Consider the following 23,550-nt stretch of genomic DNA (forward strand, 5'->3'; position numbering starts at 1 on the left):
AGGTAATTTCTTACCTTGGATTGCTGGGAACAAATCCAATTGCATTCGCTAAATTTGTTTGAGAAAACGGTACTTAACCCTATATCATTTTGAAAATCTGTATCATCAACGGACCCAATCTCAATCTATTGGGAAAAAGAGAGCCTGAAATATATGGTAAAGAATCTTTTGAAGATTTTTTTGAAAGCCTTCAAAAAAGATTTCAACAATTTTCACTGACCTATTTTCAGAGCAACATAGAAGGTGAAATCATCGACAAACTCCATGAGGCTGGGTTTGACCATGATGCCATCTTGATCAATGCAGGAGGTTATACACACACTTCAGTTGCCATATCAGACGCGATCGCAGGAATCAACACTCCGGTGCTCGAAGTCCATATTTCCAACATTTACAAAAGAGAGGAGTTTCGTCACAAAAGCATCATCTCAAAAGAATGTGTAGGCATGATTTCCGGCTTGGGTCTGGAAGGCTATGCCTTGGGCATCCAATATTTTACCGCTAAAAAATAATCCATGGTTACATTTTCTCCTGGACCCTCAAAAGTCTACGATACACTGCCCCTCTATTTAAAAGAAGCATTTGAAATGGGCATCATGAGCATCAGCCATAGAAGTGCGATGTTCATGGACCTTTATCAGGAAACCGAAACCCTGATCAAAGAACAACTGCACGTGCCTCAGGACTATAAGTTGCTCTTCACCTCCAGTGCTACGGAAAATTGGGAAATCATAGCCCAGTCTGTGACGGAATCAGCCAGTTTCCATATTTTCTCAGGTTCTTTTGGGAAAAAATGGTATGAATTTGCCAAGTACATTGAACCCAAGACCGGGATTCTAAAGTTGGAACCGGATCAGACTGTTGATGTGACTAACCTTGACATCGGGTATGAGTTTGACCTGATTGCGATCACACAGAATGAAACCTCCAATGCCACCCAGGTGAGCAATGAAACCATAGCTGCGATTGCACACAAATTTCCGGAAAAAATGATGGCGATTGATACCACTTCTTCGATGGCGGGCATTGAGTTGGATTTTTCTTTGGCGGATATCTGGTATGCTTCTGTACAAAAATGTTTCGGCATGCCAGCAGGTCTTGGAGTCTTGCTTCTTTCTCCCAAAGCCATCCAAAAAGTTAAGAAAAAAGGGGAAAGAGGAAGGTACAACAGCCTCAGTTTTATGCTTGAAAATGCAGAAAACTTCCAAACACATTACACCCCTAATGTCCTGGGCATTTATTTGCTCAAAAGGGTTTTGCAAGATATCCCTGAAATCCAGCATATCGATCAAAAAACCCGTAGCAGGATGCAGCAATTGGAGAATGCCATCGCAAATACAGGACCTATGCGGATGCTGATCCAAAACCCCGAGGCCAGAAGCAGTACTGTGCTTGCAGTGACTGCGAGAGAGCCATTTATTTCGCAGATCAAAAAGGATGCTGAAGTTAAGGGCATGCAGTTGGGTGGGGGCTATGGTCCACTGAAGGCAAGCAGCTTCAGAATCGCCAACTTTCCAGCCATCAATGATCGGGAGTTTGAGAACTTGCTTAGGTTCTTGAAAGAATATTGAGGATAGGGGATAGTTTATCCTGAACAATACACCTACCTTTGCGGGAAATTTCCGCATATGTTTGATTTAAAAGAGACGCTTTCCGTCACCTTGATCCTGTTTTCTGTCATTGACATTCTGGGCTCCATTCCTATTGTGATCAATTTACGTCAGAAAGTGGGCCACATTCAGTCCGAAAAAGCCACCTTGGCAGCAGGCGTATTGATGATTCTTTTTCTGCTGATAGGTAAATCCATCCTCAGTTTATTTGGGATAGGCGTGGAGGATTTTGCTATCGCCGGTGCTCTGATTATTTTTGCCTTGGGGGCAGAAATGATCCTTGGGATAGAGCTTTTCAAGCCCGATCCCGATGCCAGTGGGAGTGCCTCCATTGTTCCCATTGCCTTCCCCTTGATCGCTGGGGCGGGAACATTGACCACCATTCTTACCCTCAAAGCCGAATTTGCCCAGGTCAATATCGCCATCGGTATAGTGATCAACCTCATCATTGTGTATGTGGTATTGAAAAGTACCAATTGGTTGGAAAGAAAATTGGGTAAAACCGGATTGGATGTGTTAAGGAGGATTTTTGGCATCATCCTGCTTTCCATCGCCATCAAAATTTTTAAGACCAACCTAGGTACCTTTAGCTGAGCGCTTTTATTGGTAAAGCTTCATGATCAAGAAGCTGGACTGTTCTGTTGGCAAGAGAAGGGAATCAAACCTTTCTTTTGCCCTATCCAGCTTCTCTCCAGATATCTTGCTTTCAGAATAACCCTTTGTTTTGAAATACCCATCTTCCTCAACAAAATTTTGGGCCAGGCCTTTCTCGGTATAGAGGTAACGGATATCATCGTAGTTTTCTTCCCCAAAAACCCTGAATACAAAACGGTGCGCTTCATTAAACCCTGCAAAGCCATCCACTGGAAAACCGTCAAAATCAGAGAACACTTTGCCGATGTTGTGTTGCGATTTTCCGTTTTCAAAGAGCTGCAACAGGGGTTGGGATGTGGCCCGGTTGATGGAAGTGACAGTAAAAAGGTAAGGGTCAAACTTCAGAAAATAACCTGGCTCAACTTTCACATCCATGGGAGCCTCCCATCGGTAGGTTTTTTGTAATTCCCCTTTTTTGTTGAAGGAAAGCAGGTGCTGATGGTAATAATCATTGATCAGGATTTCTTTTTCAAGCGTTTGAATTAAACTCGAGGCATACACTTCAGAATTTATTTTATTTCCGCCATAAACCGCTTTGACATTGCCTTCCCAATCTAGGTACAAGATGGAACCTGACTCTTCTTTATACTGGGTGGTGGGAACGAAAAACATGAAGCCATCTTGGGCAACCGCAAAACCGTATCCAACTACAGAAACTGGGTAAGTTTTCTTTACCTGGCCATTTTGAAAAAGCATCACATTTTTGCCTGGGTGATACACATAGAGTTGCCCATTGTCCCCCAACTCAAAGTCACCGATGATTTCAAATTCATAATCCTCGTCATTTTCTGCTTCTATGGTATAGAGATACTCTCCATTTAGGACATTGAATACATAGATGCGGTTGAAGAACTTGTCTAGAATGGCAAGCTGGTCTTTGTAAGATTTTGCCAAAGCAAATTGTCCGGTTTCCAATCCCTCTGGAAGGAAAAAACGTTCATAGGCAACCTCGGAAAAAGTGTCAGAAAGATTCCATGTGAGTATGGGAAATACGGGATTGACATCCAAAACGACTCGCTCATTCTTATCTGAGGTTTGACACGATACCAATCCCCATAGCATGAGGAGAAGAACAGGTAGTTGTTTTTTCATGGAAAGATTTGGGTTGTTGAATAGTTTTCAAATGTAATAAATGTGTTTATATTTTTGGAAAGACTGTTGATTTTCTCTAACCGCCCTGCTCAATTCTGGCATTTTTTGTTTCTTTGAAGGATGATCAATATATACACTGATGGCGCAGCCAAAGGCAATCCGGGACCCGGGGGATATGGTGCTGTCTTGCTTTATAAGAAACACCGGAAAGAATTGGCTGAAGGCTTTAGACTGACTACCAATAACCGCATGGAGCTATTGGCGGTGATTAAGGCCTTGGAGTCACTTAAAGTGGAAGATATTCCAGTAAATATCTATTCAGACAGCAAATATGTGGTAGATGCTGTTCAAAAAGGCTGGATCTGGGCTTGGCAAAAAAAAGGATTTAAAGACAAGAAAAATGTGGATCTCTGGAAGCGGTATATCCCGCTTCACCTCAAATACAAGCCCAAATTTCACTGGGTAAAGGGGCATGCAGGGAATGTGGAAAACGAGCGCTGTGACCAATTGGCCGTCCAAGCCGCAGAGTTGCCTAATTTACCAGCTGATTTAGCTTATGAAGGAGAAAACAAACAGGGGTTGTTTTAGTCTTCAATAGTAAATGAAAAATCCTTACTTCCATTTCAAGCAGTTTTCCATCCGGCAAGACCAATGCGCCATGAAAGTGAGTACCGATGGGGTGATTTTAGGTGCTTTGGCTGGGAAAGGTCAACCCAAAACCATCCTTGATATTGGAACAGGTACCGGCCTGCTTGCCCTTATGATGGCCCAAAGGTTTGCTAAAGCCCAAATAACCGCCTTGGAGATTGATGAAAAAGCCATCCTTCAGGCCAGATCCAATGTGGAGGTTTCCAGCTTTATGGATAAGATAGCCATTGTTGGTATGTCCTTTCAGGATTATAAAAAACAAGTGCTCCACAAATTTGACCTGATCATCACTAATCCGCCATATTATTCGAGCCATTTAAAATCAGGCAATGAACAGAAAGACTTGGCCATGCACAATGATTCGCTTCCTTTTCAGGAACTCATCAAAGGTGTCACTGAGCTGCTGCATCCGGAGGGGGAGTTTTGGGTCATCCTGCCTCCAAAAGAAATGAGAGAACTTGAAAGGTTGGCGGCTTTTTTTCATTTATGGCCCCTGACCTGCATACAGGTTTCAGACAAGCCCTCCACTAAGGTAATCAGAGAGGTTTACTGTTTTTCTTTTCAAAAAAAGGAACCTAGGAAAGGAATTATCCATATCAAAAATGAAGAAGGCGCATATGCTGAAGTGTACCGAAATCTTTTGCGCGATTTTCTGACCATTTTTTGATCAGCCACAAGAATGAATTCTTCTAAATCGCCTACCTTATTGAACAAAAAAGCATCATTATGCTGGTCAAAGAAATCAAGAAATCCCCATTTAGGTTTGGGCTACAGTTTCCGTTTCCTTAAATACAATGCCATGTTTTTCCAATTCCTTAAGAATGGGTTCATAAATCTCCTCATGAATGGGCAACATCAAACCTCTGCTTGAAAACCTGTCTTCCAAAAACAGGTCAACGGCAATGGCCAAAGGCAAGCCTACGGTCTTGGACATGGCAGTTTGGTCTTGATTTTCTCCCTTGATTACCAGACTGGAGGTAATCACTTTTTGGCCTTGGCCAGTGTTGATTTCTAACTGGTGTTGCATGACAATCATGTCCTTGTCGTTGGGAAGGAGCTGCCATTTACTTTCAAGGATTTCCTGCAGAATTTCAGCGGGGCTTCCTTTGAATCGCGGCAGGCTTTCATGGCCAAGGATACCTAGCCATTCCAGTTTGTTCATGGTGTCTTCGTCCAAATGGGGGAGGATTTCCATGAGTTTGGTTTCCACGGATTTATCTGGATGGTAGGGTAAAAAAGTGTTGATGAACATACGCATGGTAAAATCCTCAGGTAAATCCATCTGGAAAGAATCGTCCGTAAGACCCAACTGTACAAACACATCCCAACTTTTACAGAATCCTTCTCTTCTTAAGGTGCCTCTGAGGATGGTGGGGATATTTTCCAACCCATATACCTTACGGTAACTCAGCGAGTCCCTATTGGGATAGCCATCAAAATCACCTACGTCTTCGAAACTTATTTTCTCGGTTCTCCGGAACAGCATGTGGTAAGGGATAAATTTTAAGCGGCCGTTTCGGATAAATCGAGAGACGCCCTTGCCAGCAAGAACCACATTTCTGGGATTCCAGGTGAATTTGTATTTCCAGGGATTGTCTTCACATTCAGGCGCCAACAAACCACCTGTAAATGATTTAAAAAGCACTATTTCATTGCCTGATTTTTTTTCATGATCGATGATCCTCATGGCAGACATATGGTCTATGCCAGGGTCCAATCCACATTCATTTAAGAAGAAAAGGTTTTTTTTCCTAACCTGATCGGCGATGACCTTAAGTTCTTCTGATTCATATGAAGCAGAAAAAAAATGTTTCTCAAAGGCAAGACAATCCATAGCCACTTTACCATGTAAAAAAGCAGGCAACATGCTGACCACTACATCTGCTTCTTTGATGAGTTTCTGCCTTTCCTCTTCCTCTTCTATATTCAGGGAGACAGCTTTGGTCTGCGGTTTTCCTTTTAGCTTTTTTTCAGCCAAATCAAGGGATATATCAGCCAAAATCACCTGCCTGTTTTTGGGTTTGGCCTGTTCAGTCAAATAATCTATCAAAGCAGTTGAGGACTTGCCTGCACCTATGATCAAAATGGTTTTCATGTAAAAATTAATGGTTTATTTGAGGAATTTGAAGATGCTAAATATTTCCGGAGTGAAAAAATATTTGTCAAAAAATAGGATCTGCTCCAACTTTATCCCAATTAATTTGTTACTTGTTTCCCCTTTTTAATGGTTTATGTATGGTAAAGAGACTCGAACGGACGGTTTTATTGTCAGAATACGAATGGAATGAGTTGACAAGCGAAGACCAAGGACTCATTCAGATGGCCAAAACAGCCGGGAAAAACGCCCATGCGCCCTATTCCAACTTTATGGTAGGAGCGGCTTTATTGCTGGACAATGGTGAAACACTCCATGCAAACAACCAGGAAAACGTATCTTTCCCGGGTGGTGTCTGTGCAGAAAGGGTGCTTTTGACTTACGCACATGCCAACTATCCCAATGTAGCCCCCTTGAAGCTTGCCATAACAGCCAAGAGAAGAGAAGGAGAACGTTATGCCTCCGTCACTCCCTGTGGCATATGCAGACAAACCATCAGTGAGATGGAAATGATATTTAAGCAAAGCATAGAAATCCTTATTCTGACACCGGAAGGTAAAGTGCTCAAGGCAGAAGGAATAGATCAGCTGCTTCCATTTAAATTTTCAGACCTTAATGGCTGAATTTTCAAAGGTCATTCAATTGGAAATCCTTTGGCGGCATACCAAATGCCACCAAAAAGGTGCTTTTTGAAATCATGGTCTAGAAACGTGCTTTCTATATGTCCCAAAGCCGTGTAAAATACCCTTCCTCCATCAAATTCATGGTACCAAGCCATGGGGTGAGACTCACCCATTCCTGCTGTTGGCTGCCAGGAAAAATTGGTATCATAGGATGTTTCATCTGCGTTGATCAGGACTTTGACATTTTCATTGAAATTTTTGAAAGCATACAGTTCGTCTGTCCACAGCCAATTGTCCGGAAGGTGATAGGTGGATGGGTGTTTTTTGTCCAAAACCTGTAGCCTTACTGTTTGCGAATAGGGGTGGTTCATAAATTGGGCTCCAATCATTTCATTGTACCATGGCCATTCATACTCGGTATCCGTGGCGCTGTGGATGCCTACGACACCTTTCCCAGATCGGACAAATTTCTGAAAGGCGGCTTTTTGTTCCTCATTGAAAATAGTGCCTGTGGTATTCATTAAGATGACCACATCATAGGATTCCAGACCTTTGTCAGAAAATACACGCGGATCTTCGGTGGCATACACCTCAAACAGATGGTCTTTCCCCATTTTTTTGAGTGCAGCCACTCCTTCAGGGATGGATTGGTGGCGGAAACCAGCTGTTCTACTGAAAACCAAGGCTTTAAATTGTGCATTTTGGCCAAGGCTAATCAATGGGGCCAATAAAAAAACCGCCATTAAGACAAATAAGGTTTTGGAAGTATTCATATTTCGGTTATTGTTGGATAAGGTTAATGCAAAGGTTTGGTCAAGGGATGATTTCAAATTTTTCACGGGCTTGTTTTTTGGAAAAGGCATTGAAATGCCACCATTCTGAAGCAATGCCCGAAAAGCCTCCGGCTTTCATAGCTGCCCTAAGAATTTTTCTGTTTTCTATGTGTTTAGGTGTGATTTTTCCTTCTTTTAGCATTTCTTGTTCACGGTCTGGATAAGCGGGATAGCCAAAATAATCATAGGCCGTACCCATGTCCAAAGCCTCACTATTTTCTTGATAGGCTAGGGTAAGGTCTACCGCCACGCCAAAATTATGCAAACTTCCCTCTTTAGGATCTGCTACATACAGGGGTTTTACAGATGCTGGTTTGTCCAGGTTATCCCAAAGGATTTGCTGGACACTTAAGGGACGTACCGCGTCGTAAATTAAAAAAGTGAGTTCGGGATGAGCATTTTTTAAGGCTTTGTGGGCTATTGCCAGCATTTCAGCAACTTCAGGCTGCATGTAGCAGTTTTGAAGGTCACCATACACATCTTGGCCAAAAAAATTGTCCTCACTTGAATACTTGAGGTCAACATATACCTCTGGAAGTACCGATTTTATGTCCACCAACCCCGCATCGATCAAATGCTGCTCCAACTCAGACAATTCACCAAAATCACTGAAATCCAGGTTTTCCGCTGCTTCTTCAGGAATGGTATAAGTTCCTTCCTGTAAAATGTCGTCCAGCATGCGTTGCTCATTGGACTTTTCTTGGGAACAGGAGGAACAGAACAACAGGAGGCCAATGATCAGCAAAAGATGATGGTTCATTTTTGTAGGTCTTTATGTACCATGGTACTGCTTCCCTGTGCGGTTGCCAAGACCACCATATCAGCCATTACTACATGACTGGGCCGGCTGATGGCAAAAGCAATGACTTCTGCTATGTCTTCCGCAAGCAGCGGTGCAAATCCTTGATAAACCGATTTTGCCTTGTCACTGTCACCTTTGAATCTGACCAGAGAAAACTCCGTTTCCACCAATCCCGGATGAATGGCCATCACTTTTATCCCATAGGGATTTAGATCCATCCGCATGCCTTTGGTAATGGCATCAACGGCATGCTTTGAAGCGCAATAAACATTGCCATTGGGGTACACTTCTTTGGCAGCAATTGAACCTACATTCAAGATCTGGCCGGATTTCCGTTCAACCATACCGGGAATGACTGCTTTAGAAACGTAGAGTAGACCTTTGACATTGATATCCATCATAGCATCCCAATCGTCCACATCTCCATCCTGTATGGGGCTGAGCCCATGCGCATTTCCCGCATTGTTGACTAGAACTTCGATTTTAAGCCAGGTTTCTGGAAGGTCATTGAATACTTTTTCCACTTCCTTCCTTTTCTTTACATCGAATTGAAGGGGGAGATAAGGGGTATTTTTGGGTAGTTCATCTTTGAGGGCACTTAACCTTTCCGCCCTTCTCCCAGTGGCAATAATCGCATAGCCCATTTTGGCTAGGGTGATGGCAGTGGCTTTTCCTATTCCGGAAGTGGCTCCGGTTATCAAGGCAATTTTTTGATCCATGCCTTAATTTAAAGAGAAAAATAACCTATCCGAAGGGAAACAAAGATTAAATTACCGTTTTGGTGATGGTTGGTTTTCTGAACTGATAGGAGAAGTGGGGTACGATCTATTGGAAATTAAGGTACAGGGTAATTGATTTCCGTCGGATATCCGTAATGGCATCAGCAAATGCAGGATCAGTAGCCTGTGGCCGGTAGATGTTGAAAAGTCCATGGGAGAACCGAATTTCCGGGGAAAATTTAAAGAATTTAAAGTAAAAATCGAAACCCAATCCCATTTCCAATGCCAGGTCTTGGCCCAATGTAGAAATTGGATCCTCATCTGCCTCATCCTGTGCCTTGGTCCTGATGGAGTAATTGCCCCCTCCGATAAAATACATTCGGGTATTGTTGAATCTCTGTGATTTATATTTCAGCAAAAGGGGAAATTCCACCAGTGTTGACTCTACAAGTGCTTCCTCTGTCCGTATTCCTAAACCAGATTCGGCAAAATCTGTTGCAACAAAATTGTTGATCTGTACCACATGTTCATAAAATCCAACCTTCGGAGTAAACAACAAGTTCACCTGATCATGAAGGCGCATGGTAACCAAAAAACCAAGAGAAAAACCTTGTTGATAAATGGGTTGAATGCTTTGAATTCCGTGAAATCTAGGATCTTCCGGGTCAAGAAATGCATCAGAATATTTGATTCGGTAAGTACCCGTATGGGCAGCTAGAAAGAAGCCATAGGAAAAGAACTGATCATCTTGTCCGGATGGATTGAAGATTGAAAAGTTATTTTGGGCAAAACCTGTACCGATACAGCAAAAGAAAAGTAGCGATAGGACTATTTTTCTCCCAAATAGATCGAGCTTATTCCGAAAGTGAGGGGTTTGCATTGTGTGTTTTTAAAACCAACTTTTTCTAAGACCTGTAAGAAATCCTTCCCATCCGGAAAGACCTGAACTGATTCCGGAAGATAGGTATAAGCCGAATTGTCTTTGGATACCAACTTGCCGATTTGGGGCAAAATATATTTAAAATAGAAATTATAACCTTGTTTCATAGGAAAACTTGTAGGCTTGGAAAATTCCAGAATGACTGTTTTGCCTCCTGGTTTCAAAACCCTGAGCATGTCAGCCAAACCTTTTTCAAGATTTTCAAAGTTTCTCACTCCAAACGAAACGATGACGGCATCGAATTTATTTTCTTCAAACAAAAGCTTTTCTGAATCCCCCATCTGAAGTTCAATGAGGTGATCCAGTTTTCTCTTTTTGAGTTTCTTCTTGCCTTCTTCCAGCATGCCTGAAGAAATATCTACGCCGATGATTTTGTCTGGCTTTAGTGCCAAGGCCTCGATAGCAAAATCGCCCGTGCCTGTCGCGATGTCCAAAATGAGTTTGGGCTGGTCTTTTTGCAGCAGTTTCACTGCTTTCTTTCTCCACCTGATGTCAATGCCCAAACTGAGTACATGATTCAGTAGGTCGTACCGTTTGCTGATGTTGTTAAACATCGTGGCAACCTGTTCTTTTTTCCCTGCTTCTTTGTCCTTGTATGGTACTACTGACATTTGTTTTTTTTTAACGTGGCACAATATTACTAAGTAAACCTGAGCAAAGGAAAAATGTTAATGATAAATTGGCAGTCCGAGTTTAAGCAGAAAACCATACCTTTGACGAAAAACTAGGCAAAATAATGATCAAAAAAGCAACTTTCTTGGTAAGTAACAGCGATTTCAAGAATTGCCCTGCTACCTCAAAACCAGAAGTAGCCTTAATCGGGAGATCTAATGTAGGCAAAAGTTCACTGATCAACATGCTTACCAACAACAAAAGTCTGGCCAAGACCTCGGGTACCCCAGGCAAAACACAGTTGATCAACCATTTTGACATAGATGACAAATGGCTCATGGTGGATCTTCCAGGATATGGATTTGCCAAGGCAAGCAAGACACTCAAAAAAGATTGGGATCAAATGATCCGGGGCTATCTGACGCATCGGGAAAACCTGCAGGTTACCTTTGTGCTGATTGACAGTCGGTTGGAACCTCAGAAAATCGATCTGGAGTTTATCCTTTGGTGCGCCCAAAATGAAGTGGCCGTTGTGTTGATTTTTACCAAATCCGACAAACTTTCCAACAGCAAAGTGAAACAAAACGTAAACAAATTTCTGAAAGAGATGGAAAAGATGTTTGAAGAACCACCGCTTTATTTCATTTCCTCAGCAGAGAAAGGGAGAGGAAAGGAAGAAATCATAGGGTTTATAGAGGAATTGGTTGAGGAATTTGAGCAAGAATCCCGATAGGACTTGGGCATTGGTAAAAAAAACTATCTTTGCAGATAAAATCAAAAATTTAAAATAATGCAGTTTAAAGACATAGCAACAGTGGCAGGCAAGCCTGGTTTGTACAAAGTACTGAAACCCACCCGTGGAGGTGTAATTCTGGAGTCCTTGGATGAGAAAAAATCCAAATTGATTGCAGGAGGTAGCCATAGGGTATCTGTTTTGAGTGAAATATCCATGTATACCATGGATGAAGAAGGGGCTAAGCCTTTAGAGGATATTTTGATCGATGTAGAAAAGGAATTTCAAGGGGACCTTGGTCTGGATGCTACTGCCGATCAGGATGAATTGCGGGCATTTATGAAGCATGTGCTGCCTGAGGTAGATGAAAACAAAGTTTACGCATCGGATATCAAAAAACTGGTTACCTGGTATCAGATTATTCGGGTTCAGGCCCCCGAATTGCTGGAGGAGAAAAAAGAATCAGGAAAGGATTCGGAGAAGACGGAAGAATAAATGATGTGAACTGTTTAGGGAATTAAATAGTGTCAAATAAAGGTTTTTGCAAAGATGGACCATGAAATTTTGGCTGCTTCACTGCCATTGATTGAAAAAAACCTTGACCTGAAGCCCATACCTGAGCAAGGAGACAAAGCAGCTTTAATCAAGTATTTGATTCCAGTGGTGGGGGAGTTGTTAGACCAGCATTTTGAAAAACTGCTTCAAATATGCTATCGTGTGGACTTAGATGAAATAACCCTGAAAGCCATTCTGCACGAAAGCGAACCAGACAAGGTTAAATTGGACCTCACCACCGCTTTGGTAGACCGACATCTTCTAAAAGCTGCATTTAGAAAAAAATACGGAAAATAAAAAAGCCCGGAACTGATCCCGGGCCCTATCGTTATTATTGGGTTTTTGTTTTTATTTTTTGATTAATGATAGGTTTTCAATCTCATGAATTCAATACTTTCTCCTTGATGAAGCTTTCCGCCATGCTTACCATTTCCTCCGAACCAAGGTAAAGTGGGGTTCTTTGGTGGAGACTTTCAGGTTGAATCTCCAAAATGCGCCTTGTTCCATCTATCGCCACAGCTCCGGCTTGTTCGGCAATAAAAGCGAGGGCATTGGCTTCATACATGAGTCTGATTTTTCCATTTGGGGTATTTTGAGTGGCAGGATAGATATAAATGCCTCCTTTCAGCAAATTTCTGTGAAAGTCAGCTACCAAACTGCCTATGTATCGGGCACTGTATGCCTTTTCTTTACAATATTGAATGTAGTTTTTCAAGCCTTCGTCCATCTGATTGGTCATTCCCTCATTGATGCTATAGATGGTTCCTGTCTTAGGGGCACACATGTTGGGATGTGAGAGGAAAAACTCTCCGAGAGAAGGTTCGTAAGTGAAGCCGTTGACCCCATTGCCGGTAGTGTAAACCAGCATGGTGGAAGAACCAAACAACACATAGCCTGCGGCTACCTGATCCAAACCTTTTTGTAAAATATCCTCAGGCTGTATGGGATGGCCCACTGGAGAGACCCTTCTGTAAATGGAAAAAATGGTACCGATGCTGATGTTGACATCAATGTTGGAAGAACCGTCTAGTGGGTCAATGGCTACGACATATTTACCACTTTGGTTTTGAAGGTCGATCACCTCATCATCTTCTTCGGAGACAATGGCGCAGACTTCCCCACCTTTGCTAAGGGCTCTGGTAAAGCGGATGTTCGCAATCACATCCAGATTTTGTTGTTCCTCTCCCTGCACATTGGTTTGGCCAAATGCCCCTCCAATATTGGAAAGACCTGCCCGATTGATTTCCCTATTTACTATCTTTGTCGCCAATGCGATGTCCCGAAGCAACTGGGAAAGTTCCCCTGAGGCAAAAGGAAAGTCATCTTGTTTGCTTTTGATGAATCGGTCTAAAGTGACACCAACAGAATAACCTAAAGCCGATTTGTCCCGAACGTAAGGTTTTGTTTTCATAATCGTGAAAAATTTAAAATTATACTTCTATTAAAATATTCAACCCATCATTTTTAATGGAAAATTACCATGTTTTCAAATTCGGAGGGGCTTCTGTAAAAGATGCCGATGCGATCAAAAACCTCTCAAATATAATAAACAAACGTTTGCAAAACCAAATGATCATCATTATTTCCGCCATTGGAAAAACCACCAATGCGCTTGAGGAAATTCTGAATCTAAAATTGCAAGGGTTAGAATACACTACCAATATGGTTGCTCTCAGGCAAATTCATCTGGATATATGTGGCGAATTGTTTGAAAAAGAAGCACCGGTTTTTGCCTGGATTGACAATTTATTTACCCAGCTTTCCAGACAAATGGAAAAAAACCTGGCCAAAGAAAACTATGATGAGTTTTATGATCAGGTAGTAGGTGTTGGGGAATTGCTTTCCACGCGCATTGTACAGGAATATCTTTGTCAACAGCAGCTTTTTTGTATCTGGCAGGATGCCCGTGAACTGATCCGTACCAACGATGATTTCCGATTTGCAAAAGTGGATTGGGAAATCACCCAAGCCAATTGTAAAAAACTGTTGCTCTCCAATTCAAGTCAATTTCCAATCGTCACGCAAGGCTTTATAGGCCGGGAAGCAAAAGGAAGGACGACCACACTTGGCCGAGAAGGTTCTGATTTTACTGCCGCAATCCTGGCTACCTGCGTCAAAGCTAAGTCGGTTACGATATGGAAGGATGTTGAGGGCGTGCTCAATGCGGATCCCAAACGATTTGCCAATACCATTCGATTTGAGCAACTCGACTACAGGGAGGCAGCGGAGTTGACTTATTATGGTGCATCGGTGATCCATCCCAAGACCATCAAGCCATTAGCCAATGCCCAAATTCCCCTGTTTGTTAAATCTTTTTTGAACCCAGAGGCACCGGGAACAGCTATTGGAAATTTTGATGTCCAGCATGCAACCCCGGTAATTGTGATTAAGGAAAAGCAGATTTTGGTCACTTTTAGGGTGATGGATTTTACCTTTATAGAAGAAAGCCATATCCATCAGGTATACAGGGTTTTGGAAAAGCTAAAATTGAAGGTAAATCTTTTGCAGATATCAGCCATCACCCTTTCCATCTGCATCGATCATGAACTTTTCAAATTGGAAAGACTCATGCAGGAATTAAGGCATTTTTTTGAAATTCGTTACAATGAAAACCTATTGCTCATCACTGTAAAAAATAAAGAGATGAACACCATTGATGGTATTCTAAAAGGAAGGGAGGTTTTGCTCGAACAAGCCACCCGTACTACTTTTCAGGTCGTTACCAAAGCTTAGTGGAGGTACTTGTTCAATGCCCTGTTGATGCCCGGGAGGTAACTTTTGCCAAAAAGATGCAAGTGAACGAGCAAAGGGTATATGTTGTAGAGATCTACTCGGTCCTCAAATCCCGGCTCCATTGGAAAAATTTCCTGGTAGGTTTCATAAAAAGACTCCTCAAATCCACCGAAAAGCAATGAGAAAGCCAGGTCCATCTCACGGTGTCCGAAGTAGACCGCAGGATCAATCAATGCAGGATCTCCTTTTTCATTGACCAGAATGTTTCCAGACCAGAGATCTCCGTGGATCAGAGCGGGCCTTTCTTTCGGCATCAACTGAGATAATTTAGGCTGCAACGCTTGGAAACTTTTCAAAATTTCTTTGGGAATCAAACCCTCATAGTAAGCTTTTCCGGCAAGTGGTTCCAGGCGACAAGTCCAAAAAAAGTCAGGCCATTCGACCATTCTGCTATTGATCTGGGGTAGAATGGCAATGTAATTGTCTTCATTCAAACCAAAATGGGTATCCGAGGTAAAATGAATTTGGGCCATGCCTTGCGCCAATTTTTGCCAATAATCTGGACTCCTCCTTCCTTGTTTGATCCATTCCATCGCCAGGTAATGCTGTTCAGCCCATTGGCAATGACCCAGAGTTTTGGGAATAGTAAGCGGACTATGCTTTCTAAGCAATTCCAAACCAGCTATTTCTTTTTCAAAAATGTCTGGCTGAGCCTGAAAATTTGATTTCAAAAACAGATCACCGTGAGAAGTTTTTAGGGAAACTGCTTGATTGATGTTGCCTGAGGAAATAAATTGATAGGAATGGACTTGGATATTTTGGTTAGTGATCAATCTGAGTACCTGATCAAAATCCAAACTTGGGTCACGCATAGATCTGATTCTCCTGTCGAAGCTGTTGTAACAAGTGATCAATGGCATCATCCAAGATGCGGTATACTTCCTCAAAACTTTCCGAACCCCCATAATATGGGTCAGGTACCTCAGGATCATCTGCATCAGGTTGAAAATCACGTATCAAATAAACCTGCTTATTTTTTATCCCTGATTTATCGATCAGATTTTGTATGTTTTTTTGGTTGGAACGGTCCATGGCGATCAGGTAATCAAATTCGCGGATGTCCACCCGATTGATCTGACGGCCTCTGTGTTTGATGGGGATGCCATGTTTTTCTGCGCAGGCAATCGTACGCTCATCTGGTAGTTCTCCGATATGGTAATCCGAGGTGCCACAACTATCACTGAAAAATTTAGTATGAAGATTGTGATTTTTTAATTTATGTTCAAAAATGGCTTCTGCCAGAGGTGATCGGCAAATATTACCCAGACAAACGAATAAAACTTTAATCATCGTTGAAATTTAAACCTTCGGTTTGACTTTTGTTTTTAGGTTTCCTGTACTAAATAAACCCATTCAAATCACTTTTTTCATCATGCATACGATACCCTACACATGATGAAAAGAATGACTAAATTAATCCTGCTGGACAAAAAATCGTCAAATATTAACTATTGGGTGATTCCTTATTTTGACCATTTCTTTAGGATTCAATTTAATAAAATTTTTAATGCCAAAACATCCTTCCTCGAAAAAATACATAAAAAATAAAACTTAGTAGCTGTCTTTAAGGAATTGAAAATCAATGGGAATGTCACATTTGAATTCTAAATGGCTAGCCAAATTTCTGCAAAAACCACCATCTTTCAAGCAATTTTTATTTTTAAAAGAAGCAAAAAAAATCACTTGTTTGGATAAAAATGATTAGTAAATGACATCAAATATTGACATATGTCTAAGAAAAAGAAGTAATTTCAATAAAATCGATAAAATATCTTTTAATTAAAGAAAGATTCAGTATTTAATTATTTTATTTCGTATAAATAGCAATATTAATTCTGATTTTGTTAAAATTTAATGAAAACACAAAATTTTATTAGTTTTGTGGAACGTTTCCAGGTGAGGAATGATTATGTTAACTGATAAGAATATTAAGGTTCTAAAAGTAATGCCCTCATAGATTCATTGATGAACTCAGGAAAATCAGCTTGAGAAAAATTAAAAATCAGATAAACAATTTATCAATATAAAATTTAAAAAAATATGTCGTTAGTCGGAAAAAAAGCTCCTAATTTTAGCACTGCAGCTGTCCTTGACGGAGAGGAAATCGTGGAAAACTTTTCTTTGGAACAATACATTGGACACAAAGATGTGGTATTCTTCTTTTATCCAAAGGACTTTACTTTTGTGTGCCCCACTGAAATACTTGCATTTCAGGAGAAATTGGAAGAGTTTGAAAAAAGAGGTGTGGCTGTAGTCGGCGCATCCTGTGATACAGAAGAATCCCATCTAGCGTGGTTGGCTACCCCTAAAGCCCATGGGGGAATTGAAGGTGTAACCTATCCTTTGGTTGCAGATGCCGCTAAAACCATAGCCCATAATTATGGCGTTTTGGCGGGTGAGTGGAACTACAATGATGCTGGAGAACTTACCTTCGAAGGAGCACCGGTAGCTTACAGAGGGACTTTCCTGATTGATAAAAACGGGGTAGTAAGACAAGAGACCATCAATGACCTTCCTTTGGGAAGAAATATTGACGAGATGATCCGATTGGTAGATGCGCTGCACCATGTGGAGCAATTCGGAGAAGTTTGTCCTGCCAACTGGGAAGAAGGAAAAGAAGCCATGTCAGCGACCAAAGAAGGAGTATCTGCATATTTGGCAAAAAATTAAACCTTCTTTAATACATCAATATATTTAGCCCCTCTGATGAGGGGCTTTTTTTGTGAATTTTTGTTAATACCTTGCTCAAATCGGATTATTGTATTTACTTTGAAATTCAAAGTACTCTATATGAACAAAGAAAAATACCTTTCGGATATCCACGACATTAAAGAAATCATGGACCGGTCTTCCCGTTTTATATCCCTAAGCGGTTTATCTGGTGTATCCGCAGGCATCATTGCCTTGTTTGGAGCTTATTTTGCCTACCTATTCATTTATCAAGAAAGCGAATACTTTGATTACAAGATGGTGGGCATCGATGAGACTTCTATGTTCAATCTTTTTATTTTAGCAGGAGTTGTCCTTTTGTTGTCTTTGGGGTCAGGGATCTTTTTCACAAGTCTCAAAGCAGGCAAAAACAAGCAGAAAATTTGGGACAGGAATTCAAAGCGCCTACTTTCCAACTTAATGATTCCATTAGCTACAGGCGGGGTGCTTTGCCTAATTTTTCTTAGCCGGGGATATGTGGGTATTTTAGCTCCTTTGACTCTTATCTTTTACGGCTTGGCACTGGTCAACGCCAGCAAATACACTTTAAATGAAATTCGTAGCCTCGGGATTCTGGAAATTGTTTTGGGTTTGATGGCCATGTATTTTATTGGTTATGGACTTTTGTTCTGGGCCATTGGATTTGGAGTATTGCACATCATCTATGGTATAATCATGCACATGAGGTACGGATCGTGAAGCAGAAGTTAAAAGATTTAAACAAAGCATTTGAAAACAAACTCAGGTTGGGCATCATGTCCGCATTGATGGTGAATGATCACTTGGACTTTAATTCACTTAAGGACCTCTTGGGTGCCACTGATGGCAACTTGGCCAGCCACCTGAAAACATTGGAGAAGGAAGCCTATGTCAGCTATTCCAAGGAGTTCCTGGAAAGAAAACCCAATACCAAATACAGCGTCACACCCGCAGGAAGGCAGGCCTTTCTCAAGCATTTAAAAGCGATTGAAAACTTACTGAAATAAAAAATTTAAACATTTACTTTGAAAAACAAAGTACTTTTAATCCATTTACTCAACTGACTATGAAAAATCCCTTAGAATTCATTGCTGAATACTTTAATCGCTTTTCGGTTTTCATTAAGCTTGCTGTCATTGGCATCCTGGCTTTGTTGCTGCTGATTCCTTCCGAAATGATAAAATCCACCATTTTTGAAAGGCAACTGCTAAGTATTGAAGCCAAAGAGGAAGTCGGGTCTAAATGGGCACGTCAACAAAAATTGACTGGCCCCATTTTGAGTGTTCCTCTTATTTATGAGAAAGAAAAATCCGGTGAAATGATCCAAGAGACCAAATACTATCACCTGCTTCCTGAAGATCTTCAAATCCAAGGTACTATAGATCCCGAATTACTCAAGAGAGGCATTTATCAGGTAGCGGTTTACAGGTCAACACTAAATTATAGTGGTCATTTTCAAATTTCAGCTGAAATGGATCTTGCCCACCTAAAGTCCATCCTTTGGGATGATGCGACGATTTCATTTGGATTGACCGATTTGAGGGGTATTGAGGAAGAGGTAAATCTCACTTGGAATGGACAGCAATTCCCAGTCAAGCCGGGCATTGGAAGCCAGCATCTTTCTGGGCCTGGATTTGGGGTCAAGCTTGAGGATCAGTCTTTACAAATAGGGGACAATGTACCCTTCCAGTTAGACCTTAAGATTAAAGGGAGTGAAAATCTTTCTTTTGTACCGGTTGGTAGAATTACCCAGGTTTCAATCCAGTCAAATTGGGTCTCACCCAAATTCAACGGTAATTTTCTTCCAAACAAAAGGGATTTGGGCGAACATGGATTTTCGGCAGAGTGGAAAGTACTGGAATTGAACCGTAATTTTCCTCAATCTTGGACAGGAGGAAGCTACTTTCCTGAATTGAACAGCTCCGATTTTGGGATTGACCTTTTGGTTCCTTTGGACGATTACCAAAAATCCATGCGGTCAGCCAAATATGCGTTGATGACCATTGCCTTGACTTTCCTCATGTTTTTTTTGGTGGAAATTCTTGGAAAAAGGAAAATACATCCTTTCCAATATGGGATGGTCGGTTTGGCCCTTTGCTTATTTTATATCCTTTTAATTTCGATTGCTGAACACAGCGGTTTTGATTTGGCCTTTGTATTATCTACTGTCGCCATTGTAGCGATGATAAGCCTTTATTCCATACCTCTTTTCAAATCCACCAAGTTCACTCTTGTACTCACCACCTTACTTTTGGTGCTATTCGGATTCTTATTTGTCAACCTCCAATTACAGGAATTTGCCCTGCTGATGGGAAGTGTTGGGCTTTTCTTGATTTTGGGAGCTACCATGTATTTGACTAGAAATATAGACTGGAACAACCTTCATCTAATCAATCCGGAAAAAAACAAAAATCCATTAGGGACATGATGGCCCTAATTTTCACACCAATCATCCTTTCTTGATGGTCTGCTATGGCTGGTTTTTAACTAGGTCATGCAGTAGAAAGATAAAATTTGAGGATATCCTGGTTCTGACTGCGTAAACAGTCCCAAATCATTATCTTTGCACATTCAAATCTTGAGAGACTTCACATTTATGCTACAGGTAAATTTCATCGAGGAAAATTTTGAACAGGTCCTGGAAGGCTTGCGAAAAAGAAATTTTGCACATGCGGAAAGTATCCTTCATACGGTGCTTGATTTAGACAAAAAAAGAAAGTCCACCCAACTGGAAAGAGATCAATTGCAGGCAGAATCCAACGTCATTTCAAAGCGGATCGGTTTGTTGTTGCGGGATGGAAATAAGGAAGAAGCTGAAAACATCAAAGCAAGGACCTCAGAAATAAAAAGCAGCATCAAGCAATTTGAAGAACAATATGTCACTTATGAGGAGGAGCTCAAACAGGTGTTGTACACCTTGCCTAATGTGCCACATAGCAGTGTTCCGGCTGGTAAATCTGCCGATGACAATGAACTGATCCTGGAAAGTGGCACCATACCTGCTCTTCACCAAGGGAAAAAACCCCACTGGGAATTGATCAAAGATTTTGATATCATTGATTTTGACTTAGGAGTAAAAATCTCAGGCGCAGGTTTTCCTGTGTACAAAGGAAAAGGTGCCCGCCTTCAAAGGGCCCTTGTAAACTTCTTTCTGGATGAAGCCCAAAAAGCTGGCTACACAGAAGTCCAACCCCCGATATTAGTCAATGAAGATTCAGGTTATGGTACAGGTCAATTGCCGGATAAGGAAGGGCAGATGTATGAAGCCACGGCGGACAAATTGTATTTGATTCCTACAGCGGAAGTGCCCATTACCAACATGTACAGGGATGTGATCCTCCAAGAGTCTGATTTTCCAATCAAAAATGTTGGCTTTACACCTTGTTTCAGAAGAGAGGCAGGTAGCTGGGGAGCCCATGTACGGGGACTCAACAGACTGCATCAGTTTGATAAAGTCGAAATCGTGCAGATCGCCCATCCGGATCAATCCTATGAGATCTTGGAAGAGATGAATCTTTATGTTCAAAGCTTGTTGAATAAATTAAACCTTCCTTATCGGGTATTGAAACTCTGCGGTGGGGACATGGGCTTTACTTCCGCGCTGACCTATGATATGGAAGTTTATTCTGCTGCTCAAGAGCGGTGGCTTGAAGTAAGTTCTGTCAGTAATTTTGAAAATTTCCAAGCCAATAGACTCAAGCTTCGATTCAAAAATGAAGAGGGTAAAATGCAGCTGGCCCATACCCTGAATGGGAGCGCATTGGCTTTGCCCAGGATTGTGGCAGCCATTCTGGAAAATAACCAAGACGAAAACGGCATCAGCATGCCGGAAATTCTGCAACCTTATTTGGGATTTGATAGGATAGGTTAAAATTTCTGTTAATCAGCGTAATAGATTTCATGTTATGCATGACATCAACTGGGGAGGTGCTCAAAAATCCGGAGATTCTATAAATAAAGATTTCGTTTCAATTCCAAATTAAGCTTGTTTTTCATAAATTAGAATTATCACCAAGTTTTTTAAAATATGACAGCTTTAGAGGTTTTAAAGGATTTTTACGGATACGATTCGTTTAGGGGCAAACAGGAAAAAATCATTTCATCCACCCTTCAGGGGAAGGATGGTATCGTATTGATGCCCACTGGTGCGGGAAAGTCGGTCTGTTATCAGGTGCCGGCCATGGTCATGGAGGGTTTGACCCTAGTGATATCCCCGCTGATTGCATTGATGCAGGATCAGGTGGATGCCTTGAAGGCCAATGGCATACCGGCAGCTTTTCTGAATTCCACCCAAGATGCAAGTGAACAGCGTTTTGTGCTTCAAGAAGCGGAAAAGGGAGCCCTTAAACTGCTTTACATTGCGCCCGAACGGCTATTTAGCGGGAGTAAGCCGCTAGATCAATGGCTAAAATCCATCAAATTGTCCTTGGTGGCGGTGGATGAGGCACACTGTGTCTCTCAATGGGGGCATGATTTCCGCCCTGAATACCTGAAGATCGGTAACCTCCGAAAAGCCCTTAAGGATGTTCCGTTTTTGGCTTTGACCGCGACAGCCGATCAGCAGACCCGCAAGGACATCGCAGATAAGCTGGGACTTTTTTCACCGGAATGGTTTATTTCCTCCTTTGACCGAAGTAACATTACCTACCGAATTGCCCCCAAAAGAAATGCGTTTGATAAGTTGGTGGATTTTCTGGATTTTCACCGAAAGAATGCCGGAATCATTTATTGTCTATCAAGGAAGAACGTAGAGGAAACTTCAGAAAAATTGATGGCCCATGGCTATTCCGTCTTGCCCTATCATGCAGGAATGTCTGCGGATGTGCGCAGAAAGAATCAAACCCTTTTCATCAAGGATGAAGTGAAAATCATGGTGGCAACCATAGCCTTTGGGATGGGAATAGACAAATCCAATGTGCGCTTTGTGGTCCACATGAACATGCCGCAGAATATCGAAAGCTATTATCAGGAAACCGGCAGGGCCGGAAGAGATGGGTTGCCCAGTGATGCATTGCTCTTTTTCGGGATTAGGGATGCCATGGTCTTGTCCCAGATGATTGAAGGGTCAGAAAATCCCGCTCATGTGGAAGTCATGCTTGCCAAACTGAACAGGATGAAGGCTTTTTGTCAGAGCAAAACCTGTAGAAGAAAATACCTTTTGAATTATTTTGGAGAAGAACATCCCGATGCCTGCGGCAATTGTGATGTTTGTTTTCAGCGCGGGAACAAAAAGGATCAGACCATTCCTGCCCAAATGCTGCTATCCACCATTGGGCGATTGGATGGGAATTTTGGACTGGGTTATGCTGTCTTGGTTTTGCGGGGGTCGCAGTCTGCCAAGGTCCAAGAACAACACAAAACCCTTTCCGTTTTCGGATTAGGAAAAGACAAGTCGGAGGATTTTTGGAAAAAGATAGGTGAACAACTCATTCAGGAAGGGTATTTGGAGGAAGTGGGCAGTCAGTTTCCTACCCTCAAACTTTCCCAATTGGCTTGGGAAAAGCTCAAAAAGAAAGAGAAAATACTGCTGTCCATGGAAGAAAGCATTCCCGTTTCAGAAGTCAAGGAAAAAAGGGAAGAAGGCCTTTTGGATGAACTGAAAGCACTCAGGTTCAGGCTAGCTCAACGGGATCAGGTGCCTCCTTATATCATTTTTTCTGACGCATCCCTGCTGGAAATGGCAACCTACCTGCCTATGGATCAGGAGGCCTTTTTGGACATCACCGGTGTAGGTCAACTTAAAGCTGAAAAATATGGAGCAGTATTTATGGATCTCATAAAAAAGTACGCTGATGTCAATGAATTGGAGTCCAGAAGAAAGCCAGCCTCAAAAAGAGTAAGGGAAGCTTCCACAACTTCAGCTTCTGGTTCGGAGTTGCTTAGTTTGAAACTTTTTAAGGAAGGGAAAAGCCTGTATCAGATTGCTGAGGACCGAAACATGTCTCCTTCTACCATTGAAACCCACTTGGTGGGATTGGTCAAGGCAGGAAAAATAGATCCCCTTGAGGTGATGGGAAAAGATGACTTGCTGAACATAAGATTGTATTATAGGCGGCAGGAAGGACACTTCCTCAAACCTCTAAAAGAACATTTTGGAGAAAGGTACAGCTATTTTCAACTCAAGGTTGCTTTGGCAGAGGAAAGATAAATAGA

Annotated in this window: 26 protein-coding genes; 16 read left to right on the forward strand and 10 right to left on the reverse strand. The window is 41.7% G+C overall.

The features are described 5' to 3' along the window. Positions 1-89: 89 nt before the first annotated feature. Genes aroQ through H1A14_RS11565 form a run of 3 tightly spaced genes read left to right on the forward strand, consistent with a single transcriptional unit; the run spans position 90 to position 2,204 of the window. The gene (gene aroQ, locus H1A14_RS11555) at positions 90-512 is read left to right on the forward strand and encodes a type II 3-dehydroquinate dehydratase (protein ID WP_194776415.1); all 423 of its coding nucleotides are present in this window, start codon (positions 90-92) and stop codon (positions 510-512) included. A 3-nt stretch (positions 513-515) separates the two neighbouring features. Continuing rightward, positions 516-1,571 (forward strand): aminotransferase class V-fold PLP-dependent enzyme, encoded by a 1,056-nt coding sequence (locus H1A14_RS11560; RefSeq protein ID WP_194776416.1) that lies wholly within the window; start codon positions 516-518, stop codon positions 1,569-1,571. Between the two features lie 57 nt (positions 1,572-1,628). Continuing rightward, positions 1,629-2,204 (forward strand): MarC family protein, encoded by a 576-nt coding sequence (locus tag H1A14_RS11565; RefSeq protein ID WP_194776417.1) that lies wholly within the window; start codon positions 1,629-1,631, stop codon positions 2,202-2,204. Positions 2,205-2,210: 6 nt separating this feature from the next. Here H1A14_RS11565 and H1A14_RS11570 read toward each other — a convergent pair whose 3' ends face one another. Continuing rightward, the gene (locus H1A14_RS11570) at positions 2,211-3,356 is read right to left on the reverse strand and encodes a 6-bladed beta-propeller (RefSeq protein WP_194776418.1); all 1,146 of its coding nucleotides are present in this window, start codon (positions 3,354-3,356) and stop codon (positions 2,211-2,213) included. 120 nt (positions 3,357-3,476) lie between these two features. On the opposite strand from H1A14_RS11570, the gene rnhA reads away from it, so the two are divergent. Together rnhA and H1A14_RS11580 are read left to right on the forward strand one after the other, a co-directional pair. Beyond that, positions 3,477-3,944, forward strand: a complete 468-nt coding sequence (gene rnhA, locus H1A14_RS11575; protein WP_194776419.1) for a ribonuclease HI — start codon at positions 3,477-3,479, stop codon at positions 3,942-3,944. 13 nt (positions 3,945-3,957) lie between these two features. Continuing rightward, entirely contained in the window at positions 3,958-4,671 is a 714-nt protein-coding gene (locus tag H1A14_RS11580) for a tRNA1(Val) (adenine(37)-N6)-methyltransferase (RefSeq protein WP_194776420.1), read from the forward strand. A gap of 90 nt (positions 4,672-4,761) precedes the next feature. On the opposite strand, the gene H1A14_RS11585 is transcribed toward H1A14_RS11580, so the two are convergent. Further along, complete coding sequence (locus tag H1A14_RS11585) at positions 4,762-6,099, reverse strand: saccharopine dehydrogenase family protein (RefSeq protein WP_194776421.1); 1,338 nt, start codon at positions 6,097-6,099, stop codon at positions 4,762-4,764. 140 nt (positions 6,100-6,239) lie between these two features. Between H1A14_RS11585 and H1A14_RS11590 the strand changes: the two genes are divergently transcribed. After that, the gene (locus H1A14_RS11590) at positions 6,240-6,722 is read left to right on the forward strand and encodes a cytidine deaminase (protein ID WP_194776422.1); all 483 of its coding nucleotides are present in this window, start codon (positions 6,240-6,242) and stop codon (positions 6,720-6,722) included. Positions 6,723-6,733: 11 nt separating this feature from the next. Here the strand turns inward: H1A14_RS11590 and H1A14_RS11595 are convergent, their stop codons facing one another. The 5 genes from H1A14_RS11595 to ubiE all read right to left on the reverse strand — a co-directional run bounded on the left by H1A14_RS11595 (position 6,734) and on the right by ubiE (position 10,627). After that, on the reverse strand, positions 6,734-7,495 hold the full coding sequence (locus H1A14_RS11595) for a ThuA domain-containing protein (protein WP_194776586.1): 762 nt from the start codon (positions 7,493-7,495) through the stop codon (positions 6,734-6,736). Positions 7,496-7,535: 40 nt separating this feature from the next. Then, positions 7,536-8,315 carry a M15 family metallopeptidase gene (locus tag H1A14_RS11600; RefSeq protein ID WP_194776423.1) on the reverse strand — a complete coding sequence of 260 codons (780 nt, stop codon included), beginning with the start codon at positions 8,313-8,315 and terminating at the stop codon, positions 7,536-7,538. Next, complete coding sequence (locus H1A14_RS11605) at positions 8,312-9,076, reverse strand: SDR family NAD(P)-dependent oxidoreductase (RefSeq protein WP_194776424.1); 765 nt, start codon at positions 9,074-9,076, stop codon at positions 8,312-8,314. Before H1A14_RS11605 ends, H1A14_RS11600 begins: the two co-directional genes overlap by 4 nt. Positions 9,077-9,182: 106 nt before the next feature. Further along, entirely contained in the window at positions 9,183-9,956 is a 774-nt protein-coding gene (gene porT / locus H1A14_RS11610) for a type IX secretion/gliding motility protein PorT/SprT (RefSeq protein ID WP_194776425.1), read from the reverse strand. Then, positions 9,905-10,627: a bifunctional demethylmenaquinone methyltransferase/2-methoxy-6-polyprenyl-1,4-benzoquinol methylase UbiE gene (gene ubiE / locus H1A14_RS11615; protein ID WP_194776426.1), complete on the reverse strand. Its 723-nt coding sequence runs from the start codon at positions 10,625-10,627 to the stop codon at positions 9,905-9,907. Before ubiE ends, porT begins: the two co-directional genes overlap by 52 nt. Before the next feature lie 125 nt (positions 10,628-10,752). Here ubiE and yihA point away from each other — a divergent pair, with 125 nt between their 5' ends. From yihA to H1A14_RS11630, 3 genes are read left to right on the forward strand one after another with little or no spacing between them, the layout of a single operon-like run. Beyond that, a complete protein-coding gene (gene yihA / locus H1A14_RS11620) occupies positions 10,753-11,361 on the forward strand; it encodes a ribosome biogenesis GTP-binding protein YihA/YsxC (protein WP_194776427.1) in 609 nt (202 codons plus the stop codon). Between the two features lie 57 nt (positions 11,362-11,418). Then, positions 11,419-11,856: a DUF5606 family protein gene (locus tag H1A14_RS11625; protein WP_194776428.1), complete on the forward strand. Its 438-nt coding sequence runs from the start codon at positions 11,419-11,421 to the stop codon at positions 11,854-11,856. A 54-nt stretch (positions 11,857-11,910) separates the two neighbouring features. Beyond that, positions 11,911-12,213: a hypothetical protein gene (locus H1A14_RS11630; RefSeq protein WP_194776429.1), complete on the forward strand. Its 303-nt coding sequence runs from the start codon at positions 11,911-11,913 to the stop codon at positions 12,211-12,213. Between the two features lie 82 nt (positions 12,214-12,295). Here H1A14_RS11630 and fbp read toward each other — a convergent pair whose 3' ends face one another. Continuing rightward, positions 12,296-13,327, reverse strand: coding sequence for a class 1 fructose-bisphosphatase (gene fbp, locus H1A14_RS11635; protein WP_194776430.1), 1,032 nt, complete (start codon positions 13,325-13,327; stop codon positions 12,296-12,298). A gap of 56 nt (positions 13,328-13,383) precedes the next feature. Between fbp and H1A14_RS11640 the strand changes: the two genes are divergently transcribed. Then, on the forward strand, positions 13,384-14,649 hold the full coding sequence (locus H1A14_RS11640) for an aspartate kinase (protein ID WP_194776431.1): 1,266 nt from the start codon (positions 13,384-13,386) through the stop codon (positions 14,647-14,649). On the opposite strand, the gene H1A14_RS11645 is transcribed toward H1A14_RS11640, so the two are convergent. Then, a complete protein-coding gene (locus tag H1A14_RS11645) occupies positions 14,646-15,521 on the reverse strand; it encodes a fructosamine kinase family protein (RefSeq protein WP_194776432.1) in 876 nt (291 codons plus the stop codon). The genes H1A14_RS11640 and H1A14_RS11645 overlap by 4 nt on opposite strands. Further along, on the reverse strand, positions 15,514-15,999 hold the full coding sequence (locus H1A14_RS11650) for a low molecular weight protein-tyrosine-phosphatase (protein ID WP_194776433.1): 486 nt from the start codon (positions 15,997-15,999) through the stop codon (positions 15,514-15,516). The genes H1A14_RS11645 and H1A14_RS11650 overlap by 8 nt, the downstream gene beginning before the upstream one ends. Before the next feature lie 750 nt (positions 16,000-16,749). Between H1A14_RS11650 and H1A14_RS11655 the strand changes: the two genes are divergently transcribed. From H1A14_RS11655 to recQ, 6 genes are all read left to right on the forward strand, one after another. Continuing rightward, positions 16,750-17,379, forward strand: a complete 630-nt coding sequence (locus tag H1A14_RS11655) for a peroxiredoxin (protein WP_194776434.1) — start codon at positions 16,750-16,752, stop codon at positions 17,377-17,379. Positions 17,380-17,499: 120 nt separating this feature from the next. Then, the gene (locus H1A14_RS11660) at positions 17,500-18,117 is read left to right on the forward strand and encodes a hypothetical protein (RefSeq protein WP_194776435.1); all 618 of its coding nucleotides are present in this window, start codon (positions 17,500-17,502) and stop codon (positions 18,115-18,117) included. Then, on the forward strand, positions 18,114-18,404 hold the full coding sequence (locus H1A14_RS11665) for a winged helix-turn-helix domain-containing protein (RefSeq protein WP_194776436.1): 291 nt from the start codon (positions 18,114-18,116) through the stop codon (positions 18,402-18,404). Before H1A14_RS11660 ends, H1A14_RS11665 begins: the two co-directional genes overlap by 4 nt. Positions 18,405-18,463: 59 nt before the next feature. Then, on the forward strand, positions 18,464-19,825 hold the full coding sequence (gene creD / locus H1A14_RS11670) for a cell envelope integrity protein CreD (protein WP_194776437.1): 1,362 nt from the start codon (positions 18,464-18,466) through the stop codon (positions 19,823-19,825). A gap of 168 nt (positions 19,826-19,993) precedes the next feature. Beyond that, on the forward strand, positions 19,994-21,268 hold the full coding sequence (gene serS / locus H1A14_RS11675; RefSeq protein ID WP_194776587.1) for a serine--tRNA ligase: 1,275 nt from the start codon (positions 19,994-19,996) through the stop codon (positions 21,266-21,268). Positions 21,269-21,424: 156 nt separating this feature from the next. Next, positions 21,425-23,545, forward strand: coding sequence for a DNA helicase RecQ (gene recQ / locus H1A14_RS11680; protein ID WP_194776438.1), 2,121 nt, complete (start codon positions 21,425-21,427; stop codon positions 23,543-23,545). Positions 23,546-23,550 lie beyond the last annotated feature (5 nt).

Source organism: Pararhodonellum marinum, assembly GCF_015354735.1.
Lineage (GTDB): Bacteria > Bacteroidota > Bacteroidia > Cytophagales > Cyclobacteriaceae > Pararhodonellum > Pararhodonellum marinum.

Coding starts and splice junctions, on each gene's coding strand:
- H1A14_RS11605 (WP_194776424.1), bottom strand. CDS start 9,076: ATGGATCAAAAAATTGCCTTGATAACCGGAGCCACTTCCGGAATAGGA.
- serS (WP_194776587.1), top strand. CDS start 19,994: ATGCTACAGGTAAATTTCATCGAGGAAAATTTTGAACAGGTCCTGGAA.
- creD (WP_194776437.1), top strand. CDS start 18,464: ATGAAAAATCCCTTAGAATTCATTGCTGAATACTTTAATCGCTTTTCG.
- H1A14_RS11645 (WP_194776432.1), bottom strand. CDS start 15,521: ATGCGTGACCCAAGTTTGGATTTTGATCAGGTACTCAGATTGATCACT.
- ubiE (WP_194776426.1), bottom strand. CDS start 10,627: ATGTCAGTAGTACCATACAAGGACAAAGAAGCAGGGAAAAAAGAACAG.
- H1A14_RS11625 (WP_194776428.1), top strand. CDS start 11,419: ATGCAGTTTAAAGACATAGCAACAGTGGCAGGCAAGCCTGGTTTGTAC.
- H1A14_RS11640 (WP_194776431.1), top strand. CDS start 13,384: ATGGAAAATTACCATGTTTTCAAATTCGGAGGGGCTTCTGTAAAAGAT.
- recQ (WP_194776438.1), top strand. CDS start 21,425: ATGACAGCTTTAGAGGTTTTAAAGGATTTTTACGGATACGATTCGTTT.
- H1A14_RS11565 (WP_194776417.1), top strand. CDS start 1,629: ATGTTTGATTTAAAAGAGACGCTTTCCGTCACCTTGATCCTGTTTTCT.
- H1A14_RS11580 (WP_194776420.1), top strand. CDS start 3,958: ATGAAAAATCCTTACTTCCATTTCAAGCAGTTTTCCATCCGGCAAGAC.
- H1A14_RS11650 (WP_194776433.1), bottom strand. CDS start 15,999: ATGATTAAAGTTTTATTCGTTTGTCTGGGTAATATTTGCCGATCACCT.
- H1A14_RS11655 (WP_194776434.1), top strand. CDS start 16,750: ATGTCGTTAGTCGGAAAAAAAGCTCCTAATTTTAGCACTGCAGCTGTC.
- H1A14_RS11595 (WP_194776586.1), bottom strand. CDS start 7,495: ATGAATACTTCCAAAACCTTATTTGTCTTAATGGCGGTTTTTTTATTG.
- H1A14_RS11590 (WP_194776422.1), top strand. CDS start 6,240: ATGGTAAAGAGACTCGAACGGACGGTTTTATTGTCAGAATACGAATGG.
- fbp (WP_194776430.1), bottom strand. CDS start 13,327: ATGAAAACAAAACCTTACGTTCGGGACAAATCGGCTTTAGGTTATTCT.
- rnhA (WP_194776419.1), top strand. CDS start 3,477: ATGATCAATATATACACTGATGGCGCAGCCAAAGGCAATCCGGGACCC.
- H1A14_RS11630 (WP_194776429.1), top strand. CDS start 11,911: ATGGACCATGAAATTTTGGCTGCTTCACTGCCATTGATTGAAAAAAAC.
- H1A14_RS11600 (WP_194776423.1), bottom strand. CDS start 8,315: ATGAACCATCATCTTTTGCTGATCATTGGCCTCCTGTTGTTCTGTTCC.
- H1A14_RS11570 (WP_194776418.1), bottom strand. CDS start 3,356: ATGAAAAAACAACTACCTGTTCTTCTCCTCATGCTATGGGGATTGGTA.
- H1A14_RS11560 (WP_194776416.1), top strand. CDS start 516: ATGGTTACATTTTCTCCTGGACCCTCAAAAGTCTACGATACACTGCCC.
- yihA (WP_194776427.1), top strand. CDS start 10,753: ATGATCAAAAAAGCAACTTTCTTGGTAAGTAACAGCGATTTCAAGAAT.
- porT (WP_194776425.1), bottom strand. CDS start 9,956: ATGCAAACCCCTCACTTTCGGAATAAGCTCGATCTATTTGGGAGAAAA.
- H1A14_RS11585 (WP_194776421.1), bottom strand. CDS start 6,099: ATGAAAACCATTTTGATCATAGGTGCAGGCAAGTCCTCAACTGCTTTG.
- H1A14_RS11660 (WP_194776435.1), top strand. CDS start 17,500: ATGAACAAAGAAAAATACCTTTCGGATATCCACGACATTAAAGAAATC.